Consider the following 20,881-nt stretch of genomic DNA (forward strand, 5'->3'; position numbering starts at 1 on the left):
TTTTTATCTCAGGAATTATCTCACACTGAAATTGTAATCGCAAAGACATGATATTTGGTGAAATTTTCTGGTTGTATAAAGCTCTTGCATTGCATATTCTTTTGGTTCCAAAATTAATATAACCCAATTAACATACTTAAAAGAAAGACACTTTATGACAAGAGTTGCAATCAACGGATTAGGCCGTATCGGAAGAGCCACTTTTAAAATCCTTATTGAAGATAAGGACATGGAACTGGTAGCAGTTAATGATATCATTCCTCCTTCTCAACTGGCTTATCTTCTGAATTTTGACACAGTTTATGGTAAAATGCCATCTAAAGTCAATTATGATGATCATAATCTTTATGTGAACGGTAAAACCATTCGTGTCACTAACATTAAAGAGCCACAATATCTTCCATGGAGAGACATGGGAGTGGATGTAGTATTTGAATGCAGTGGAATATTCAGAAAACGTGAAGAACTTCAATTGCATTTAAATGCCGGTGCTAAACAAGTAATCCTTTCTGCTCCTGCAAAGACAGATGACGTGCAAACCATAGTTCATGGGGTAAATCAACCTGAGGAAAATGATAATATTATATCCACTGCAAGCTGCACAACAAATTGTATAACTCCTGTTATCGAAATTCTTAGCAGAAGGATAGGAGTTAAGAAAGCAGTACTGAATACTATACATGCTTATACTTCTTCACAGTCTTTAGTAGACGGACCGTCCAAAGACCAAAGAAGAGGCAGAGCAGCTGCTAGTAATTTGATCCCAACTACAACAGGAGCCGCCAGAGTAGCAGGAAAAGTGCTTCCTGAATTTTCAGGAAAATTTGATGGACTCGCAATCAGAGGTCCTATTCCTGCTGGTTCTATTGCTGACATTACATTGGTTATGAATAGAAATACATCTGTAGAAGAAATTAATAAAATATTCGGAGATGAAGCAGGCACAGACAGATATATGGGAGTTGTCGGTGTAAATATCGAACCAATTGTGTCTTCGGATATTATCATGGATCCAAGAGCTGCTGTAATTGACCTTTCTCTGACACAGGTAATTGATGGCGATCTGGTAAAGATTATGGCATGGTATGACAATGAATGGGGATATGTTAATCAAATGGTGAAAGAAGCTAAAAGGGTTTCAAAGCTTCAAATGGAAACAGTCATTATTTGAGTATGTAGTTTATAGGTTTAAAGGTCGAGGGATGGCAGCAATGTTATCCCTCGTTTTTTTAAGGCATACAAAAGGGAACAAATCATATTTTTTCCTATGTTTTTATATAAATGAGGAGGGAAAGATTATGATTGTTACAACTGAGCCAAGGACAAAAGCAAAAAAGACTGAGGAAACTAAATTGGTTAGATGTCCTATTTGCAGAGAGTTTATGGATATGAACAATTGGGGAAGTGTATTAACTCACGAACATCGCGGTATGACACATCATATGTGGAAAAAAACAAAAGCTTGTAGTACAAGAAAATAGAATAAGTCCAGTCGGACTTATTTTTATTTATTGTTATTATATAAATGATTCTCATATGAAAAGTAAGATACTGAATGAAGGTGCCGAAAAGCGGTATTTACTCATTTTTGAAGAAGGAGAAGAGTTCATGTCGACTCTTGAAAAATTTGCAGAAGATAATAAGATCACTGCTGCTTATTTTGAAGGAATAGGAGCGTTTAAAACTGTTGTTGTTTCTTATTTTGACTGGGAGAGAAAGGAATACCTTGACAATCCCTTCAATGAACAAGTTGAGATTTTATCATTAAATGGTGATATAGCTTGCTCTGGAGACAAGCCAAAGGTCCATGCTCATGTAGTTTGTGGAAGGAGGAATGGTTCTGCAGTTGGAGGCCATCTTTCTAAAGGGTACATCCGACCTACTCTGGAACTTGTATTATCTGAGTCAGATCGAATTTTAAAAAGGGTCAAAGACCCGCAAACTGGGGTTTATCTTATAAAATTATAACAGTAAGATTGAGAGACTTTTTAGTTCAATGTAAGGAAGATTTATTCCGGAAAAATTTTCTTGGCTTGTTTATTGTTTATACATACTCAGTATTAAAGTAAATTTGACAACTCTTGGAACTTTCTTTTTGCTTCTGTTTATCAGGAGTTCAGAAAGACGATTTTGAAATAAGTGAAAACAAACCATTCATATTTTGATTGTTCAAATTACTTTTTTATTATATTCCAGTTTGTGAAATTGATTTACCATTAATAAAACTAATTCTAGAACAATGAAAATCGTTTATCTTTTTATCCTGACCTTAGCTATGTCATTACAAACTTCATTTGGTCAAGAGACCAAAATCCGAACATTAACAGCAGTAGGAAGAGGCGAGATCAAATCGGCTCCGGATCTGGTAGTTTTGAATCTCGATATTTCTGCAAAAAATATGGATTTCAACAAAGCTATAGAAGAGCTGAATAAAAAAGCTGCAGCCCTTGAAAAACAAATAATTGCTGCTGGCTTTAAAAAAGAAGATTTGAAAACTACTTCATATACAGTTAATAAAAATTATGAATACCAGAATGGAAGATCTATAGATAGTGGTTTCATTGCGAATCATTCATACACTTTAGAATTTCCGAATGATCAATCAAAGATTGTGACTGTTGTAAAATCCATTTCAAAAGGAGTTGATGTTACTTACAATTTTGGATTCACTCTTTCGGATGCAAAAAATAAAGAACTGAAAGCGGAGTTGTTAAAGAGGGCAGTAAAAGATGCAACGGACGAAGCTACGGTGCTTGCTGCTGCGGGTGGAGTAAAGCTTAAGCAAATTAATGAAATCAATTATGGATTATCAGAAGTAGTGCCTTTCGCGATGGCTAATGCCCGAATGGCCAAAATGTCTGCAGAAGGTGATTTCGGCGGATTTGATGCAAAAGATATTTCTTTATCTGAGAAAGTAACGATTACTTGGGAGATTGCGCAGTAAGTTAAAGCGCAATCTCATACAATAAGAACCCTTGCTTGTAACCTGACTTTTCAAGCAGGGGTTTTGATACGTTAAATACTTTTACTCCTTTTGAAGTTTCTCCCTGAAGGCTCCCGATATGAGCATGTCCATGAAATGCAACCTCCACGGATCTTCTGTTTATTGTATCTGCAAGTCTGGAAGATCCAAGGAATGGGAAAATCTGTTCCGGTTCTCCTATTACAGTAGATTTAATTGGTGAATAATGAAGGATAACAACCTTCTTGATATCATCATCCAGACGGGCCAGTGCTTTATCAAGTTTAAGTGATTCTTCTACTGATTCCTGCACATACTTTTTATTCATTTTTTCTCCCCACATGGGCAGCATATGTTTATCGAAACCTCCTCCAAAACCTTTTACTCCTGCAAATCCAATTCCCTTTATGATTATTGATTCTCCATCAAGAATATGGATATTGTGTTTTATAAGTTCATGTCTTATCTCTTCCTGATGGTCAAGTTCATAGTCATGATTTCCCAATACTCCAACTATGGGAATATGGACCCCTTTCACTTCTTCTCCAAGCAAAACAGCTTCTTGTACATGACCAGTATCGGTCAAGTCTCCACAAAGTACAATTACATCAGCTTGCTCCTCTATGTTTTTGAAAAAGTGATGCCATCGGCCTTTATCGGATTCCTTTACATGTATATCACCTAGTGCTGCTATCCTTATTACCTTACCTGGTTCCATTTTTAAATGCTTTTAACCGTAATAATTTTATAATGCCAGTCTACGATGTCAATGGAATAAGAGCTGTGATCGACTAGTGGTCCTCTACATACTTTCTCCACAGGAGCCGGAAGCTCATACTGACCTTTGGCTCTCTCCAGCAACATCTCAAACAACCATCTTGGTATCTTGTCCCGTTCAGAGGGGTATATAAACTGAAAATTCAGAAGTTGCCCCAAAAGCAAATGCCAATGCTGATCAAGCCTTTGTAAAACTCTTTTCCAGTCAATGTTATCACTCTTTTTCAGAATTAGATGATTAACATCAGAGCCATCATAATGCGCTCTATCCTGAATATAAATTTTACTCCACATCAACTCTTCTGGTGCTACATATTTAACCTTTACACCGTAAAGTTCTCCCGGAACAGAATGCTCAAACCAGCTATCGTCTACAGGACAAAGATTGTTTGTGGTGTTAAAAATAAAATCTACAAAATAATTATCTTTTAATGCTTTTGCAATCCATCTTGCATCGGTGATTTCAATCGTCCAACCATGGGACGATAACAATTTCAGAATTTTAATATAATCACCAGGTTTGCAAAATAAGTCCAGATCTTTTTCCCTGACAATTCCTGTATAGTTTCTAAGAGCCACAGCTCCTCCTACAAGTATGGGCAGATTGTTTTCCGTTACAAATTCCAGCACAGACCGGAAAAATTCATGCGCCTCTTTTTTTAAAATCATATCTTAAATTCCCTCCATCCTCAGATAATTCTCTAAACTCTGTTTCTTGGATATAAAATTATTCTCTTTGGAAAAGATTGATGTTGTATCATAATCTTTTGCCTAGTCTTTTGACCATGATGTCTTAGGGTTGAAAAGATATTAGACCTTTTCCAAAAGCTTTGGTACTGTTTTCTTTTTTCCCATAAATATTGTGAACAGCAATGCCACTGAACTAAATACAACTGAGCCCCAAAGTACCGATCCCGGAATTTTTCTGGAGGGGATATCAAGTTCCCAGCCACCACTTATCGTAGCACACTTTTCATTAGATTCATAAAGGTTACCCTTTGTATCTTTTGTATCTTCCAGACTAAAATGTCCTGTTAGTACAGCTTCTCTGTAATCTTTATTAAAGCGCTTTCTGCCAAGAAATTTAAATAGCTTAGAGAATTTTCTTTTTCTATCAATAAAAGTTTCAGCCTTTGGTTTTGAAATTAGTTTAACAATTTGGCCTGCTACAATATGCGGACTGAGTGGATTACCAGGGGCCACTATTCTTTTTCCCATATAGTTTGCAGCTTGATTATAAATGGGTGTATCTGTAGTATCAGGTATTACATTGCAAATGTGTATGCCTTCGATATCTGAAAGTTCTTCTGCAAGGCTCAGACTTAAACCTCTGATTCCAAACTGAGTCATGCTATATGGTATGGCAAAAGGTTCTCCAGCTATGCTGGCAACAGAGCCAACATTAATCAGTATGCCCTGCCTGTTACGTTTGAAATGAGGCACTACATGTTTTGCCCCATAGGCATACCCTAATAAATTCGTGTCCAGAACTTTCTTCAGATCTTCGGAAGGAATATCTTCTAACCTTCCTAATACTGTAACGGCGGCATTGTTAATCCAGACATCTATTTTCCCATATTCAGTTATGGCTCTGTCTATTAATATTTTTATTTCTACTTCTTCGGATACATCTGTAGAAACCGCAATTGCTTTACCACCAAGTTTTACACACTCGTAAGCCAGATCTTCCAGTGCCTTTTTTCTTCTTGCTGCCAGTACTAGATAAGATCCTTTTTTTGCCAGTTTTAATGCGGTAGCTCTTCCTATTCCACTTGATGCTCCGGTGATGACGACTACCAGGTTCTTTAATTTCATATAATATAATAAGTGTCTGTATGCTTTAATCATAACCTTTAAAGTTTTATTATTGTTGAAATAGTAGAGTATGGAACAAATAGCAGTAGTAACAGGCGCCAATAGAGGCATAGGGTTGGAAATTTCAGCAAGGCTGGCTGACCTTGGATTTACAGTAGTCTTTACTTCAAGGGATGAAGCAAAAGGATTGAAAGCAATGAACGGTCTTCTTAAATCAGGAAGAAAGTTTGTTTTCTTTAAACTCGATGTTACTAATAAAACTGATGGACGAAAGTTATATGAATTTCTGGAAAAAGAATACGGAAGAGTAGATGTGTTATTTAATAATGCTGCGATTCTTCCTGATGAAAATGAATCAGCAGTTGCAGTCGATCTCTCCGTCGTAAGTAAGACATTTGAAACAAATACTATCGGAGCGTTTATGGTTGCTCAGTCTGTGATTCCTTTGATGAAAAAAAATAATTACGGAAGGATTATCAATATCTCCAGTGGGCTGGGAGCGCTAAGCTCTATGGGGGGCGGGTATCCTGCATACAGAATATCAAAGGCTTCCTTAAATGCTATTACCAGAATGCTTGCCGATGAACTTTCGAATTCCAATATATTAGTCAATAGTGTAGATCCAGGCTGGGTAAAGACTGATATGGGTGGTCCGAATGCCAGCAAAACTACTGCTGAGGCTGTAGACAGCATTTTATGGCTTGCTCAGTTGCCTGAGAATGGTCCATCTGGAAAATTCTTCAGAAATAAGCAGGAAGCTCCGTGGTGATAAGTTATTTTTGTAATATAGTTTTAAAACATGGAAGGTACACTGCATCAGAATAAAACATTCGAGAAGATTATATTTACTGAGAAAGAACTAAGAAACAGGGAATTTGAAGGATGCACTTTTATAGGATGCGATTTTTTAAATAGTAATCTTTCAGGAAATACATTTACTGATTGCACCTTTATTAGTACCAATCTTACAATGGTCAAACTACAAGGGACCAGTCTCAAAAATGTACATTTTAAAGAATGCAAAGTGATGGGCGTTGACTTTAGTAAATGCAAAGACTTTCTATTCTCGGTTAGCTTTGATAACTGTATGGCTGACTACACATCATTCGCAGCTAAAAAGATGGCTAAAACAAAATTTATAAACTGTTCGATGAAAAGTGCTCAATTAGCCGGAGCAGATCTAACTTCCGCACTATTCGATAATTGCAATCTGGACAGTGCTGTCTTTAACAAAACTATCCTCAATGGTGCAGATCTAACTACCGCCTTTAATTTTACGATAGATCCCGAAATGAACAGTCTCAAAAAAGCAAAATTTTCCACAGGTGGACTATCAGGTTTATTGACCAAATATGACTTGTTAATAGAATAAGACGAAATTTTCTTAACATTTAGATTAAAAAGGTCTTAATTAACTGTCAAAAGTTTGATGAGATTATAGAATAAACAAGTTGACTATCTGAAACTTTTGGGAATCTTTACGAAATAAACTAGATTTAACTTTTCAAAAATATGAAATCTATCATCCAGGGGTCTCTGCTGCTTGCTTGCATGGCTTGTTCAAAGCCTCAAAAAAAAGAACTTTCCTTATCGGATTTTGAAACGAAAATCAAATCTGATATGGATTATTATACAATGGTGGAAGCCTTTGGAAAGCCTTCAAAAGATATAGGAAGGGGTATTCATATATATGTCTATGACTTGAAAGATTCTACGAAGATGTTAGTGGGATTTACCGACAAAGTTTTGTATGCAAAACAAGTCAATCATAGGGAAGAAATCGTGAAAGACGTACTGGTCGGTAACTGATTACATCAACCCCAGACCTTCGTTCCTTCTGTGCAATTTTTGCACATTTCTATTTGATTCCTGCTCTTGAATAATTGCTGTCTGAAGTTATTATAACTTGTTCCAAACCAAACTTCTCTAAAAGTACTTACCTGTAGGGCTCCTAGTTGGTGTTGTGCATCCTTATCGAAACAACAAGGGACTACTTTGCCATCCCAGGTGATTACGCAGGAATGCCACATTTTCCAGCAGCCATCATCCAGATTGTTTTTGATTTTATATTTTCCCGAAGAGTCCTTATAGTACCTTGAGTATTTTGAATTATCTGGCATCAGGGAAGAACCATCTTCATAGTCATATATCTGAGCTGTCTTTAATCGCACCTCATCAACGCCTAATTCTTTTGCCAAGGCATAAACCTCATCGATCTGATGTTCGTTTGGCTTTACTACCAGAAATTGGAAAATGACATGAGGAGTTTGAGATTTCAGTTCATTCTTCCATTTGATAATATTTTTAGTCCCTTCAATTACTTTATTTAGTTGGCCTCCTACACGATAAGACTGGTAAGTCTCCTGAGTTGTACCGTCTATGGAGATTATCAATCTGGATAATCCTGATTCTATAGTTTTTTTTGCGTTTTCCTCATTCAGATAATGAGCATTGGTGGAGGTAGCTGTATAAATCTTATGAGACTTGGCAAATTTTACCATAGATAAAAAATCAGGATGAAGGTACGGCTCGCCCTGGAAATAGAAAGTGAGATAAGTCAAATGATCTTTCATTTGGCTAATTACATTTTCGAATAGTTTGGCTTCCAGCATCCCTGTGGGGCGGGTAAATGAACGTAAACCGCTGGGGCATTCTGGGCATCTTAAGTTACAACTTGTAGTCGGTTCAAAAGAAATACTGACAGGCAAGCCGAGTACATGAGGCTTTTTTAAAAGTCTGGAATAATAAAAGCTAAAAAGGACCAAAAATGCATTTTTGATCCTTTTTAGCTTGAATGAGGAAAGCAGATTCAGTGAATCATGAAATTTTCCCATTATTTTTTGGAAAGATATGATACTATTCCTGCATGCGGATCATCTTTTACAGATGCCCATGTGGTTGCAGAGTTCTTTAAATATTCTTTTACTTTTTTCTGAACTGAGCGGTCATTGATCTTAAAATCAAAATAACCGGATTTCCAGGTGAAATCTTCATAGACGTTTTTGCGCAATTCAATTAAAGATGCAGCTTTAAACCATGAAATCAGATGAAATACAGAGCCTTTTAGCATGAATGGATTTTTTCTTCCAACCATAAGACCAAAAGAGATTTCAAATCTGGAAATATCGTGTACTATAAAATTTCTCTTTCTGGTATTAGAGTCAATCTCCACTATAGCATGAAGGCAATTGGGCATTATCACTAGGTCCTTTACCGTAATATTAGAAAAGTGATCTTCTGCCTGATTTAGATAATTCTCTACTATTTTACCCGCCTCTGTCAGGATGATTTTTTTACCATCGACTTTGCTAAGGGTAAAGTTATCGTTATTCGTTACGATGGTAAGGCAAAATTCACCTTCCAAGCCGTAATTGTCGTCTTTAAGCAGTTCTTCCAATTTCAGATTTCCGTATTCGTCTGCCATAAAGGTAGAAACTAAAAGGTTTTTGTGAAAGAAAAATTTAAACCGAGCCCGGAAGATTTAGAGGGCATTGCCACATATTCTAAGAATAATCCATTTAAAGAAATAAAATATTTGTCTTTAAAAGATTTGGCTAAGCCCAACTCTACATCTCCTTTTCCGTACCCACCATAGCCAAACGCAGGTATTACAATGAGGGTTTCGGTTATGTAATAAATTCCTTTTAAATACACCCTCGGAAGATTACTAGCATTCCACACATATTTTAATCCTCCTGAAAGACTGATTTTTGAATTAAAATGCTGCACATATTGAATGTGAAAAGTTGCAGGAATGAGGTATGAAATATTCTTTTTTGTGTTTTGAATTTTCAAATCCTTAGCCAATGAATCCGGATTATAACGATCCAGAAATCCATTGTTCAGGCTGAAAATATCATCAACGAAAAAACCATCATACCGGAAGGTGGAATCTCCACGGTAATTATTTAAATTTTTCCATCTGATAAATCCTATGTCTCTGGCTTCCAGTAAAAGTGTTGATTTTTCACTCACCTGATATCTGCCATAAAGATTTAAGGAAGCTCCCAATCCGTCAGAACTGAAGGTGCCTTTGCTTCTGTCGGAATAAGAAATATTTGGGTCTGCATTGATATCGATATATGCTCCGGATGGTTCTGTATACAAATCACCACGGTTTAATATGGCCTGATTAAATCTTCCACCTCGAATAAAAGACAATCCACCTCCGACTCTTAATTTTTCGTTCAGATCTTTTTCAAGTCCGACATACAGGCTTTGTGAATCAAAATATCTGTATTTAAGAGGAGCAATGTTGATAGTTTGTCCTGCAAATTGGCTATTACCTCTGAATACAAGCTCAAACAAGTCTTTGGAAAACTTGGCATCCAGATGTTCTTTATAATAAAGCCCTGCTACGAAACTTACAGAGCCTAGACTTGCCCTGCCACTTATACCAGCTGAAAAATCAAATCCGAAGCGGTTGGCATCCTTCAATCTCTTGCTTACCTGGTCTTTTAAACCATTGTCAATAAATCCTCCGAAAACCAGCTTTTTGATAAATGAACTGGTAACTGCATTGCTGTTGTAACCTGAGCCAACCGTTATGTCAAGGTAGTCTGAATCTCCGGCTTCATTGACGTAAGCAGGATTTTTCAGATCGTATAAGAATCTGAAATTTCTGTCGGTTTCAAGCTGACCGAAAGAGGATGTAGCTATTAATAAAAAGGTTAAAAGGTAAACGTATTTCATCACTGATTCAATTATTCAATAGTTACATTAACATTTCCGGAGACAGTGACATCCAATTCGTAGTCACTATAAATTTTATAAAATTCTCCTGCTGGTTGTGTGTCAAAGACTGCTTTGAAAACCATGTATTTGGAGTGCAGTATGTTTTGAATAGAGTTTTCGCTGCTAAGGTTATATCTGATGATACTCTGAGATTTGCCAATTGCTTTTCCCGCACTGGCAGGAGCTGGTGTAATAGTTTCAGGAGAAACAAGAGAGTCTGTCAGGTTTTTATTAGCGTCCAGGAAATAAAGCTTTAAATTGGCTGATATTGGAAAGCCATTATTAGCAATGAGATTCAAATAGCCACTTTTGACTGAAGTTTCTATTTCCTTCGTCAGAAATTCTATAGTATCAGAAAGCTGAAGCTTATTTGCCAGAAGGTTTAATGGAACTTCCATGTCCAGAAATATATTTAACGGGGAACCATAGTAAGCAAATTGATTAAGGTTGTTTGGGGCAAAGTCTACATCTTTGTTTGCAAATGCCTGCACCTTGTAGTCTATAGAATAAGGCATCATGTTTAGTAAGTCTTTACCTTTTTCACCCAAAGAAAGAGTTGAAGTTACAGACTGCAATGGAGTTTCTATGGCTGGACTAATGTTAGCGGAAATATCCTTGATTTCGACAGATGTAACACCAGGTCGATTTCCCTTGATACTGCTTACATCTACGAAACCGCTGACACCAATCCCGTTTTCTATCTTAATTCCGATATTTGTAATTTCCTCAAACTTTAATTCTCCACCTGTGACCTTCTTAAAGAGATCTATAGCAGCTGTTCCCGTCTTAGTAACGCTATATTGGCCTAAGTATCCCCTTACATATTCCGGGACCATATTTTCCATGCTAATCTTTACAGACATGGAATCATTCAAGGAAAGGTAAATGAGCTTGCCGGTATACTCAATTCTTCCGGTAATCTTATTGAAGAAAGCGTTATAAGTTGTATCACCTTCTCGGATCTGACCTTTTGAATTCATGCCTCTGAGATTCAAGACATATCCAGCAAGGTCATATTCCTTAACGAATGGCTTACCGGACTGGTTTGGAGGTACAACATCCTCAATTCTGAATCTGGTGCCTGCTCTATCTATGGCACCTGGGATGTCGTAAGTAAAGTAAATATTGTCTTGAGCTGTACTGGTAACTTCTACTCGAACATTGCCAGAACGTAATTTCGCTTCGGTTAATTTAGCATCTCCCATACTAACGAGATACACATAGCTGGAATCATCGATTACATTTTGAGCGGGGAAAATAGCATTTGCTGAATTTACTTTTACATCAGAGATTTTAATAGTGACTGTGATAATGGAGTTGGGATCCATATAAGGAATATTTCCAGCCGCGATTGTAGCCATATTGAGCACATAGGCATTCATAATATCTCCTTCCACTTTTTTTCCGGCAAGGTCTGTAGCGCTGTTCTGGGGAGTTCCAGTCAGATTTTTAAATACTTCATTGTAATAGATATTACTCCCAGAAGCATTTGACAGTCTGAAGTTGACAGAATCAATAGTAAACGGAAATCCATTGTTTACTGTAACTTCCATTTTACCTTCCTTAATGTCGGCTTCTTTAAAGAACAGCCCTGTAGGAAGGCCAATTGGAGGCAAATTGATACCAGATATTGCAGGAACAGGCCCATTTCGTTGTTCTACATATTTTTTTAACTCTTCGTTACCAGGCTGATCAGCAAGCTGTTGCAGAGTAATCTTCTGTGAAAAAGTTTTAGAATCTAGTTTAAGTTCGCTTAGTTTTTTTGAAGTGTTGTATTCGGGAAAATTCTTCTTACCAAGATTCAGGAGGCTATCTAATGTCATGGAATACAGCAACTCTCTGTTTACTATTTTCAGGCTGTTGTCTGGATTTTTCTGAATGACACTGTCTTTAATGATATCGCCAATTCCAAGTTTGGTTTTAATCAGCGGGGCAAGGATTCCTGCATCCCATCGTGGTTTTTCAAATTCCTTTCTGCAGGATACAAACAATACCAATAGGAAAATGATAATTATATTGAAAGTCTTCATAATCTGTTAAATGCTTTAGCTATAGGATATTTGTCGAAGCAAATGAGCCATTTACCACAAAGGTGAGTAGCATATATTCCGGATGAGAGCAAAAGGTAATCATTGAATCGTACAAATTTGCTAAAATTCAAATACAATACGCTTACAATTTAGGGCTTTAAGTGTATAAAACGTTAAATTTCTGTCAAGATAACTTACATGCCGTATTTTGTGAGATTCATATTGTATTTGTCCTTGATTTTCAGTTATCCTGCTTTCTCCCAGATTTCAGGAGTAATAAATACATATGCCAAAGTTACAGTTATAGACGAAACTTGCAATTCGGTTACAATTGCTCCGGCTTCTGGGTTTTCAGTAGGAGACAAAGTGCTGATAATTCAGATGAAAGGAGCTCAGATTGACCAGAACAATTCTACTGCTTATGGTAATCTTACTGGTACGGGCCTTGGGAGTGCAGGTAATTATGAAATCAATGAAGTCGCAGCAATCAATGGGTCGGTTTTATATTTAAAATATGAATTAATCAGGACTTATGATCCTGCAGGGAAAATCCAGGTAGTTAATATCCCGATTTATTCAGATGTAACAATTAGCGGCGTGTTGACTAGCGCTCCTTGGGATGGTGATACCGGCGGTATTCTGATTTTTGAATCTACGGGTGACGTGACGATGAATGCAGACATTGATGTTTCCGGTAAGGGATTTAAAGGTGGTGAATGCAGTGCAAACGGAGGTGATTGTGATTATATTCTGGATGGTCCTTATAATAGCCGAACTCTTCCGGGAGAATCTGGGAAAAAGGGAGAAGGAGTAGCGGAGTTTTCACCTGGAATGGAATCCGGAAGAGGTAAACAATTGAATGGAGGAGGAGCAGGTCTTGATTTAAATTCAGGAGGAGCCGGCGGGGGGAATTATGGAAAAGGTGGTGATGGTGGTAGCATCTCTTCTGGCTGCAAACCAGTATTGGGATTTGCGGCTAAAAATAACTTCGGATTAGGTGGTGTTGGATTTAGCACTACTATAGAAACTCAGAATAAAATATTTCTTGGCGGCGGTGGTGGTGGTGGGCATCAGGATAATAGCCTGTGTAATGCAGGTGGTAATGGAGGAGGGATTGTTATTGTTAAAGCCGTTCGAATAGAAGGCAATGGACATTCCATATTAGCCAATGGAAATTCAGTTGCTGAAAACTTACCGGATCATGGAGATGGGAATGGAGGTGGTGGAGCAGGGGGAACTGTATTGCTTGATGCATCCGTGTCTTCAAGTTTTATTTCTACACCTCCTAATATAAACGTAGTAGGTGGAAAGGGAGGAAATACCAATGACCAGAATAGTCCTGGAAAAAACTTCGGTCCAGGTGGTGGCGGTGGTGGAGGTGTTGTGTGGTTAAAAGGGGCAGCATTACCGGTGCTTCCTATTGCAGTGCTAGGCGGATCACCTGGAACTTCCAGAGCATGCGCCTGTTCTCATGGAGCAGTGCAAGGATCAAATGGCGCAACCTTACTAAATCTTGCCATTCCAATCAGCAATCCTGAAGGAGATGGAGTATGTTACAAGACAACTTCTGTTCAATTACTAAACTACACAGCTACTTGTAAAGACGGCTTTGCTTTGTTATCCTGGAATACAATAGCAGAGATAGACAACAAGCTTTTTACCATAGAAAAATCTGAAGATGGCATTCATTTTTTTGAGATTGGGAGAGTTACAGCAACTAATAATTCCTCTGTGACCTCTGCATATTTTTATAGCGATGATTTAAAAGGGGAAGAGGGTAAGTATTACTATAAACTGAGCCAGACAGATGACGATGGAACAGTAAATTTTCTTGGCATCCGTTCTGTATCAATTGATGGAGATACAAAACTTGTTCATAGTGTCTATCCCAATCCATTTACAAGGTCAGTGACTATCCAATTAAATAAGGATGAGGAAGACGTGACAATTTCTATTGTGGACATGACGGGGCGAACGGTACTTCAAAGTAATGTAAATAATACTAAAGACCAGAAGATAGTGCTTTTTGATGAGCATATATCTTCTGGACCATATATTCTAATTGTTAGAAGTAATGAAGTAGAAGAAAAGATACTTTTGATAAAAGAATAATTTGTTGAATCAATATCCCACAGTAAATCGGCCTTTTTTGAAACGGGGGTTTTCTACCTCATTTAAAATAGCTACGGCAAAGTCTTCCATTGAAATCTTACTGGTTCCTTCTGAGTCAATCAGTAATTTGTTGCCACTGATTCTGAAAATACCTGTCCTGTCTCCCGGTTCTATCAAGGCAGAAGGACTAATATTGGTCCAATCCAAACCAAATTCTTTTTCATAAAGAGTCAAAGCTTCTTTATGAGCTCTAGCGATGGGCTTCCATTCCTGAGGGAATTCGGGAGAGTCGACGAGTAATCTTCCTTCACCTACCTCGAGAGATCCTGCTCCTCCGACAGCAATAAGCCTTATGTTTCCTGAATTTTTTATAGCAGTAATAAGTGCCTGAGTTGCTTTTATGAGGTTATCTGTTTCTTTCAAACCAGGACCAAAAGCACTTATCACAACTTCTGAATTTTTAATCATTTCAGAGATTTGATTCGGATCAAAAATATCTCCTTGAGCAATTTTTAGTCCTGCTCCTGTGTAAGCTAGCTTTGAAGGATCTCTGACTATTGCTGTAACTTTATGTCCTCTGTTTAAAGCTTCTTTTAATATTCTACTTCCGATATGGCCGGTTGCCCCTATTAATGCTATTTTCATGTGTGATCAAAATCTTTGGAAAAATCCCCGGAGTTATTAGAATATTGCCCGGCACTTTTTCCATAGATTAAGCTGATTTATGAAAAAGTGTTGTATAATTTTTTCATGAAGCCTTAGGGATTGAAGATTCATTTAGTACTTCAAGGTAAGTAATCAGTATAGGATCTTGTTCATTTTTCCTTATATACTCTTTCACTTTTCTCAGAAAATCCCACAATGGCTCATAGTATTTGTGATTGGTATTCACCTGAAGCTCATCTACAGTAAGTGTATTCCCTTTTTTTAATAATAAGTGTAGGGTTATAAAGAAATATGAAATTGGAAGTTTACTGCCCTCCAGGACTGTACCGCTTCTTATGGTTGTCCTGAATTTGCAATCCTTGCATTGGAATTGTTGTTTGGATTTAAGCCAATAATGATGTGTAGAACCACATTTTTTGCAAACTACTCCTTTTTTCAGACGGAATTTTTTGAAAGCTTCAATAGCAAAACCTTCATCCTTATATACGTTTAAATATTCTACTGTTGCCTGCATAGTTTTATAATGGTTTAATGTCACATTACAAAAGTAGTAATTCTATATTAAATCTATAGAGTAATAGTAGATTATTTTAACCGATTTGGTGGTATGATTCTCAGAATGATATTTTAATTAATGTTAATTGTCTGATAGTTAAACTATTATGGATTTAATGATAAGTGATTAGAATAATTATGAATTAATAATTTAATGCCATTAAACACGGGATGGCTTAGATGAGTTAAAATCAAATGGCACAATCAAATGAGCGAGGATTTACGGATAATGCATATTTTAGATTTTCGATTTTGGTTATTACAACCTATTTTTTCTTTTCAGGACTTTATTATATCCAAGGCATCATTTCTCCCATACTCTTTGCTGGAATCCTGGCAATGCTGGTTTTGCCAGTGTGTAATAAACTAGAAGAAAAAAAACTGAGCAGAGGAATTTCTATAGTTATATGTCTCTTACTTATTATACTGGTAGTAAGTAGCATCATATATCTATTCACCTCCCAACTGATAGAATTAAGTGATGATTTTCCCTATATCAAAAAAAGGGCACTGGAGAAGTATGTAGAGATTAATAAATTTATAGAGCAGGAAACCCGGATACCTGTAAGTAAGCAGAATTCCATGTTGAAGGAAGGGGTTCAGAAGTTTCTTTCAGGTGCAGGAGATACCTTTAAAGAATTATTGATGAGCCTTAGTTCTGGTTTTGGTAATTTCCTTCTTGTTCTGATCTATATATTTTTCTTTTTATTATTAAGAGATAGAATAAAAAACTTTATCCTGATGCTGTTTAAGCCTGAAATGCATGCTCAGGTAAATCTCATCATCAATAAAATCAAGAAACTATCAATCCATTACCTCTCAGGCTTGCTGATAGAGATGATTATATATGGTGTGATATCTTCAATAGGCTTTCTTATTTTGGGAGTTAAACAGGCTATATTTTTTGGATTTCTTGGTGGTGTTCTGAATCTGATTCCATATTTAGGAGCGCTTATTGGTGCTGCATTACCTTTCATAGTTGCCTTTATTTATGAGGATTCATTTATATATCCTCTAGGTGTAATAGGGGTAGTTCTGATTGTACAGTTTATTGATAATAATTTTGTAACACCAAAAATTGTAGCTGGATATATTAGAATTAATGCTCTTGCCTCCATTATAGTGATTTTTATTGGAGGGGCAATATGGGGAGTTGACGGAATGGTGTTGTTTCTGCCATTACTGGGTATCGTAAAAATTATTTGTGACAATGTTCCTGCCCTCAAGCCATATGGTTATCTGGTTGGGGAGGATGATGAAGAAGCTAGTGGCGGATTTGGAACCAGATTGAAGGATTGGATACAAAGTAAACTAAAGAAAAACAGATAAGATAAAGAAGCCTGTATCAATAAGCTTCTCTATCTTATCGGTTTAGTTAACGAAACTTCGGACACATCACCTTACCGGTTCTTTTTATTATAACCACCTTATCTCTGGGGAATTTTACAGAATAGCCCAATTTTATTTTGGACGTCATTGAAGCAGGAATATCAAGCTTCCAGGTAAGCTTGCCATTTTCTTTCATATAAGAGGCTCCATCGCTTTCTTCCAATGAAATTTGTATTTCTTCTTGTTGGGCAATTGGAATCTGATCAAAGATTTCAATCTGAACAGGTTTTGAATTAAGGTTTCTGACGTCTATTTCATAGCTGAAGTTCTCCACTAACTGAAGTCCTATTAGTTTGCGAGTGCTGAAATCTTTTTTCTTTACCCTGGATACCTGTATAGCTGGGTCTGGTCCTAATGAAACTTCAAGAGAATCCCCAGCAGCCAATGGATCAATATAAGTCTTTCCTGCAAAGGTTCCATTCTGGTAAACATTTACCTCACCCTCAATAAGCTTTAATCCTTCCCAGTCTTTTATGCGCGCAATAAGATAAGCTTTTGCATCCATTTTGGGAACGGATTGGTATAGGTAAGAAGCCTCCAATACTGTTTGTTTTATATCTGCAAGATATTCCTTTGTTGAAGAAGGAATAGAGTGTTCTCCTTCAATGTTAAAAATCATTTCACCTTCTTCCAGCTCTATTTCCTGTTCTTCCGTAGCTCCTTTTTTGATTTGTTTTTTAGATAGAGAACCTTCATTTCCGGATTCATAATAACCATAATTTTTACCTGTTCTTTTTTTCTGATGATAAGATAGCACCCATGTCTCTAGGACAGGCGCCGTAAGGGATCGAGAGGGATTACCTGCATGAAGTGAGATTTTACTACTCTTCCAGTTTTCTCCTGAATTATTAAGGATATTGGCTTTGTATTCAAGTTTTAATGGTTCCTGTATACTTTTATAGAACACAGAATAGATAGGTGACCATCCGCAGGATTTTACATAGTAGTGGAGTTTAAAGGTGACCTTCTGCAGAATTGAACTTTCAACCAACATATAAATATGCGCTGAAGTTGCAGAATCCGCTCTAAGTATCTGTTTCTGACGGCTTGTAAGTTTTTGAAGTTTCTTATTTAGTAGCTGTTTCTCATCTTCTCTTTGCAGTAAAAGATTATTGATCTCGTCCAACTTTTTTCTTGTATAATTCAGAGCATTGTCCAGTTCGGCTACAGAAAGGCCCTGGGCATTTCCCACGCGTTTTGAATTAGCAAGAAGAGATTTCTTTTCTTCTTCCAAAGCATCGTATTGAAGTTCTTTATATTCAATTTTTGTATTAACCTTTTCAATACTATCATTTAATTTATTAAGCTCTTCAGTTTGACTCCATTCATTTGTGAAATCTATTCTGCTTGAAACGGAAATGATTTTTACCAATGGTGTTGATGAGATATTAATGCTTCCAGGATCAATATTAGAAGAAAGACCAGTTATGATCATTTCTGTTTTCCCCTGATTTAGCTGAATGTTAAAGACTCTGCTGATCTCAGCTCCCTGGGAAAATACACTCACCTCTTTGATTTCAGAATTGTCAATAATTTTTTGTCCATGTATTTTAAAAGAAAAAAATAAAAGGAAAAGCAGGAAAAATGATCTCATATTTAAAACAGTTTGCTATTAATTATCTTCATTGAAAAAAGGTAAGCGCAGAGAATGTTGATATTCACCCACTGGGTTTAGATTAGGGCAGGGTTAAGTCTGTGCTGAGAGCTCTGTTAAAGATTGAAGCTTAAGTAGTCAAAATGATTTTGTCAATTTTGCCTTTAATTTAGCTTTCCTTAAAACCCATATGGAGGTGAATCTAAATCAGCATCAAGCCAGGACTTGTGGTGGACTATGAAACGCCAGCATGGCGTCTCTATATATTTTGCACTTTCAACTTTCAACTTTCTTATAACTTATCACTTACAACTTTCTCAGCCCATTCCATATCTCCAGGTAATTCAGAAGAATTAAATTCAATATGCAGAACTCGTCTGTGTTTCTGATTAGTCCCTTTTGAAGAGGCATGCAATAAGAGGGGCTTCATAAAATGTATTCCTCCGGCTTTTACATCGCAGGGGAGTGGCAAACTGTTCTGTGTAATCGTTGCAATCTGCTCGTCATTAAGCTTCTTCTGATGAGAGCCGGGTATCATTTTTAAACCACCGTTCCTTTCATCTGTATCATCCAAATGGATTCTGATGGTCAATGTATTTTTTAGTATTTCTTCAGGGGGACATACACTGATAACATTACCTTTCTGTGTCCATCCAGTATAACCTTCTGTTTCTATTTTTTTGTCTACATTAATAGTGATATCCTGATGCCATGTAACATACCAGTTGGATTCTGGAGGTTTATCGAAGTAAATAGCTTTGGATAAAAAAAGATTATCTCCTTTACTGGCAAGTATTTTCTTTAAGTTCTTGTTAAACAGGAAAGGTTTAAGTTCAGGGAGTTCAATTAGTAGCTGCCTGATAGCATATACCTGTTTATTTTCTTTTGGAACTGTTTTGTTAAAATATTCTTGGATAATGGCCTTGATCCTGTTTACTTCTTTTTTAGTATAAACATTCTGAAGGATCGCAGATCCTCTACCTTCTACTTTTTGCAAAGCCATTTTTATACCTGAAGAAGTGAGATCTGCATCATAAAGATCAACGGCATGGGCTAGTCTTTCTCTGATTCTTCTTTTCAGATTTTCAGGTTTAATCACCCTGATAGCATCTCCAAATCCAAGAATTTCTTTTTCCAATTCGAAATTGAGTTGAACTTTCAAGGAGATTACAATACCATTGTCAGTGGTTTCTATTAATTGCTGAGAGTGATGAAGCGGTTTGGTAATTACGTAGGGCGCATTTGTCTGGTCAACAAAAAGCATTACATTTTCAGGTTCACCATTAGGGTTGACTGAAACACCTATCACGTCTTTGAAATAGTCTTTGATATCATCCTGCTTGTATCTAATATAAGTAATATTGGAATGAGACAATCCCTCAATACGGTCCAGAGCGAGATTCAGCATAGGTTGCCCTCTTTTAGTGATGCCAAGAAGAAACCATCTGTTTCTAAATTCTTTTAACAGATAAGGATGAAAGGATAAAGTATTGGCTGTTCTTGATTTGAAAGATTTGTATATAATATTCAAAGGAGTTTCATTGATAATAGCCTGATACAAAGCATCCAGATACTGAAGGCCTTTAAGGTTTTCATTCTTTTCAAAATCAATAACAGAGCTTTTATTGGTTTTGGAAGAATGTATCTTATCTTCCAGGCGTTGCACCATTCCGCTTAATTCCTGAAAGTGACTAAAGCCGCTGAATTGCTTTAATAATTCAACTACCTCCGTTAGCTTATTCAGATCTTGTCCGGTTAAAGGTATATTAGTGATGGAATATTCAGGATCTTCGTATGTATAATATTTTTTTTCCAAAACAATGATAGGAGCATTATAGCCTAACTTATCACTTCTCATCATCTGAATATCCATTTGGATGGATCTTTTGCTTATTCCCTTATCTATTCCTTCATATTCATATAGCGCTTCAGAACAAGCCTCAATCAGGTCTTCCAGTGTCCATTTCCTATATCTGTTTTGCAGGCAGTTGTCGATGGTTTTATATCTTATTAATGCGTTTCTGTTTACAGGCATTTTTTTCAAGTTGGATTAACCTCACCCTAAATCCCTCTCATGAAGGAGAGTGACTTTGGTGAGCATGTTAATATTTGGATTTGTAGGTAAATTTATATTTAAATTCTACGATTTCATGTTGTAGACTGTTCCCATCTCCTTCAGGTCATAGTGTCCGCTTAAGCAAGTTTAGAATTACATAATTCTTAATTAAAGTAAATTAGCAACAGTTT

At 36.7% G+C, this 20,881-nt stretch carries 19 protein-coding genes; 8 read left to right on the top strand and 11 right to left on the bottom strand.

The window, feature by feature from the left end; genetic code table 11:
• Positions 1-154: 154 nt before the first annotated feature.
• From gap to J7604_RS19545, 3 genes are all read left to right on the top strand, one after another.
• Positions 155-1,171: a type I glyceraldehyde-3-phosphate dehydrogenase gene (gene gap / locus J7604_RS19535; protein WP_293899468.1), complete on the top strand. Its 1,017-nt coding sequence runs from the start codon at positions 155-157 to the stop codon at positions 1,169-1,171.
• 365 nt (positions 1,172-1,536) lie between these two features.
• The gene (locus J7604_RS19540) at positions 1,537-1,968 is read left to right on the top strand and encodes a PPC domain-containing DNA-binding protein (RefSeq protein ID WP_293899471.1); all 432 of its coding nucleotides are present in this window, start codon (positions 1,537-1,539) and stop codon (positions 1,966-1,968) included.
• Positions 1,969-2,239: 271 nt separating this feature from the next.
• Positions 2,240-2,944: an SIMPL domain-containing protein gene (locus J7604_RS19545; RefSeq protein ID WP_293899474.1), complete on the top strand. Its 705-nt coding sequence runs from the start codon at positions 2,240-2,242 to the stop codon at positions 2,942-2,944.
• Between the two features lies 1 nt (position 2,945).
• Here the strand turns inward: J7604_RS19545 and J7604_RS19550 are convergent, their stop codons facing one another.
• The 3 genes from J7604_RS19550 to J7604_RS19560 form a co-directional block, all read right to left on the bottom strand.
• Positions 2,946-3,680, bottom strand: a complete 735-nt coding sequence (locus J7604_RS19550; RefSeq protein ID WP_293899477.1) for a metallophosphoesterase — start codon at positions 3,678-3,680, stop codon at positions 2,946-2,948.
• 2 nt (positions 3,681-3,682) lie between these two features.
• Entirely contained in the window at positions 3,683-4,408 is a 726-nt protein-coding gene (locus J7604_RS19555) for a nucleotidyltransferase (RefSeq protein WP_293899480.1), read from the bottom strand.
• Positions 4,409-4,549: 141 nt separating this feature from the next.
• The gene (locus J7604_RS19560) at positions 4,550-5,587 is read right to left on the bottom strand and encodes an SDR family NAD(P)-dependent oxidoreductase (RefSeq protein WP_293899483.1); all 1,038 of its coding nucleotides are present in this window, start codon (positions 5,585-5,587) and stop codon (positions 4,550-4,552) included.
• Between the two features lie 37 nt (positions 5,588-5,624).
• Between J7604_RS19560 and J7604_RS19565 the strand changes: the two genes are divergently transcribed.
• The 3 genes from J7604_RS19565 (at position 5,625) to J7604_RS19575 (ending at position 7,363) form a co-directional block, all read left to right on the top strand.
• Positions 5,625-6,323, top strand: a complete 699-nt coding sequence (locus tag J7604_RS19565; protein WP_293899486.1) for an SDR family NAD(P)-dependent oxidoreductase — start codon at positions 5,625-5,627, stop codon at positions 6,321-6,323.
• A 30-nt stretch (positions 6,324-6,353) separates the two neighbouring features.
• A complete protein-coding gene (locus J7604_RS19570; RefSeq protein WP_293899489.1) occupies positions 6,354-6,926 on the top strand; it encodes a pentapeptide repeat-containing protein in 573 nt (190 codons plus the stop codon).
• A 140-nt stretch (positions 6,927-7,066) separates the two neighbouring features.
• On the top strand, positions 7,067-7,363 hold the full coding sequence (locus tag J7604_RS19575; protein WP_293899492.1) for a hypothetical protein: 297 nt from the start codon (positions 7,067-7,069) through the stop codon (positions 7,361-7,363).
• 5 nt (positions 7,364-7,368) lie between these two features.
• Here the strand turns inward: J7604_RS19575 and J7604_RS19580 are convergent, their stop codons facing one another.
• The 4 genes from J7604_RS19580 to J7604_RS19595 are packed head-to-tail and all read right to left on the bottom strand — an operon-like array spanning position 7,369 to position 12,318.
• Positions 7,369-8,388, bottom strand: coding sequence for a radical SAM/SPASM domain-containing protein (locus J7604_RS19580; RefSeq protein ID WP_293899495.1), 1,020 nt, complete (start codon positions 8,386-8,388; stop codon positions 7,369-7,371).
• Positions 8,388-8,978: a transposase gene (locus tag J7604_RS19585; protein ID WP_293899498.1), complete on the bottom strand. Its 591-nt coding sequence runs from the start codon at positions 8,976-8,978 to the stop codon at positions 8,388-8,390. Before J7604_RS19585 ends, J7604_RS19580 begins: the two co-directional genes overlap by 1 nt.
• A gap of 11 nt (positions 8,979-8,989) precedes the next feature.
• Positions 8,990-10,246: a DUF5723 family protein gene (locus J7604_RS19590; protein ID WP_293899501.1), complete on the bottom strand. Its 1,257-nt coding sequence runs from the start codon at positions 10,244-10,246 to the stop codon at positions 8,990-8,992.
• A gap of 11 nt (positions 10,247-10,257) precedes the next feature.
• Entirely contained in the window at positions 10,258-12,318 is a 2,061-nt protein-coding gene (locus J7604_RS19595; protein ID WP_293899504.1) for a hypothetical protein, read from the bottom strand.
• 210 nt (positions 12,319-12,528) lie between these two features.
• Here J7604_RS19595 and J7604_RS19600 point away from each other — a divergent pair, with 210 nt between their 5' ends.
• On the top strand, positions 12,529-14,430 hold the full coding sequence (locus J7604_RS19600; protein ID WP_293899507.1) for a T9SS type A sorting domain-containing protein: 1,902 nt from the start codon (positions 12,529-12,531) through the stop codon (positions 14,428-14,430).
• A 9-nt stretch (positions 14,431-14,439) separates the two neighbouring features.
• Here the strand turns inward: J7604_RS19600 and J7604_RS19605 are convergent, their stop codons facing one another.
• Positions 14,440-15,075, bottom strand: a complete 636-nt coding sequence (locus J7604_RS19605; RefSeq protein ID WP_293899510.1) for an NAD(P)-dependent oxidoreductase — start codon at positions 15,073-15,075, stop codon at positions 14,440-14,442.
• Positions 15,076-15,178: 103 nt separating this feature from the next.
• Complete coding sequence (locus J7604_RS19610) at positions 15,179-15,610, bottom strand: transposase (protein ID WP_028981722.1); 432 nt, start codon at positions 15,608-15,610, stop codon at positions 15,179-15,181.
• A 236-nt stretch (positions 15,611-15,846) separates the two neighbouring features.
• On the opposite strand from J7604_RS19610, the gene J7604_RS19615 reads away from it, so the two are divergent.
• Entirely contained in the window at positions 15,847-16,980 is a 1,134-nt protein-coding gene (locus J7604_RS19615; protein WP_293899515.1) for an AI-2E family transporter, read from the top strand.
• A gap of 46 nt (positions 16,981-17,026) precedes the next feature.
• On the opposite strand, the gene J7604_RS19620 is transcribed toward J7604_RS19615, so the two are convergent.
• Both J7604_RS19620 and J7604_RS19625 read right to left on the bottom strand, forming a co-directional pair.
• Positions 17,027-18,634: a DUF4139 domain-containing protein gene (locus tag J7604_RS19620; protein WP_293899518.1), complete on the bottom strand. Its 1,608-nt coding sequence runs from the start codon at positions 18,632-18,634 to the stop codon at positions 17,027-17,029.
• A 292-nt stretch (positions 18,635-18,926) separates the two neighbouring features.
• The gene (locus J7604_RS19625) at positions 18,927-20,669 is read right to left on the bottom strand and encodes a WYL domain-containing protein (protein ID WP_293899521.1); all 1,743 of its coding nucleotides are present in this window, start codon (positions 20,667-20,669) and stop codon (positions 18,927-18,929) included.
• Between the last annotated feature and the right edge of the window lie 212 nt (positions 20,670-20,881).

This window comes from Sporocytophaga sp. (genome assembly GCF_017745095.1).
Classification (GTDB): domain Bacteria; phylum Bacteroidota; class Bacteroidia; order Cytophagales; family Cytophagaceae; genus Sporocytophaga.

Excerpts from the sequence above, each read along its gene's own strand:
- J7604_RS19570 (WP_293899489.1), top strand. The coding sequence starts at position 6,354 with ATGGAAGGTACACTGCATCAGAATAAAACATTCGAGAAGATTATATTT.
- J7604_RS19625 (WP_293899521.1), bottom strand. The coding sequence starts at position 20,669 with ATGCCTGTAAACAGAAACGCATTAATAAGATATAAAACCATCGACAAC.
- gap (WP_293899468.1), top strand. The coding sequence starts at position 155 with ATGACAAGAGTTGCAATCAACGGATTAGGCCGTATCGGAAGAGCCACT.
- J7604_RS19565 (WP_293899486.1), top strand. The coding sequence starts at position 5,625 with ATGGAACAAATAGCAGTAGTAACAGGCGCCAATAGAGGCATAGGGTTG.
- J7604_RS19620 (WP_293899518.1), bottom strand. The coding sequence starts at position 18,634 with ATGAGATCATTTTTCCTGCTTTTCCTTTTATTTTTTTCTTTTAAAATA.
- J7604_RS19560 (WP_293899483.1), bottom strand. The coding sequence starts at position 5,587 with ATGATTAAAGCATACAGACACTTATTATATTATATGAAATTAAAGAAC.
- J7604_RS19605 (WP_293899510.1), bottom strand. The coding sequence starts at position 15,075 with ATGAAAATAGCATTAATAGGGGCAACCGGCCATATCGGAAGTAGAATA.
- J7604_RS19575 (WP_293899492.1), top strand. The coding sequence starts at position 7,067 with ATGAAATCTATCATCCAGGGGTCTCTGCTGCTTGCTTGCATGGCTTGT.
- J7604_RS19550 (WP_293899477.1), bottom strand. The coding sequence starts at position 3,680 with ATGGAACCAGGTAAGGTAATAAGGATAGCAGCACTAGGTGATATACAT.
- J7604_RS19540 (WP_293899471.1), top strand. The coding sequence starts at position 1,537 with ATGAAAAGTAAGATACTGAATGAAGGTGCCGAAAAGCGGTATTTACTC.
- J7604_RS19610 (WP_028981722.1), bottom strand. The coding sequence starts at position 15,610 with ATGCAGGCAACAGTAGAATATTTAAACGTATATAAGGATGAAGGTTTT.
- J7604_RS19545 (WP_293899474.1), top strand. The coding sequence starts at position 2,240 with ATGAAAATCGTTTATCTTTTTATCCTGACCTTAGCTATGTCATTACAA.
- J7604_RS19615 (WP_293899515.1), top strand. The coding sequence starts at position 15,847 with ATGGCACAATCAAATGAGCGAGGATTTACGGATAATGCATATTTTAGA.
- J7604_RS19590 (WP_293899501.1), bottom strand. The coding sequence starts at position 10,246 with ATGAAATACGTTTACCTTTTAACCTTTTTATTAATAGCTACATCCTCT.
- J7604_RS19585 (WP_293899498.1), bottom strand. The coding sequence starts at position 8,978 with ATGGCAGACGAATACGGAAATCTGAAATTGGAAGAACTGCTTAAAGAC.
- J7604_RS19595 (WP_293899504.1), bottom strand. The coding sequence starts at position 12,318 with ATGAAGACTTTCAATATAATTATCATTTTCCTATTGGTATTGTTTGTA.
- J7604_RS19555 (WP_293899480.1), bottom strand. The coding sequence starts at position 4,408 with ATGATTTTAAAAAAAGAGGCGCATGAATTTTTCCGGTCTGTGCTGGAA.
- J7604_RS19580 (WP_293899495.1), bottom strand. The coding sequence starts at position 8,388 with ATGGGAAAATTTCATGATTCACTGAATCTGCTTTCCTCATTCAAGCTA.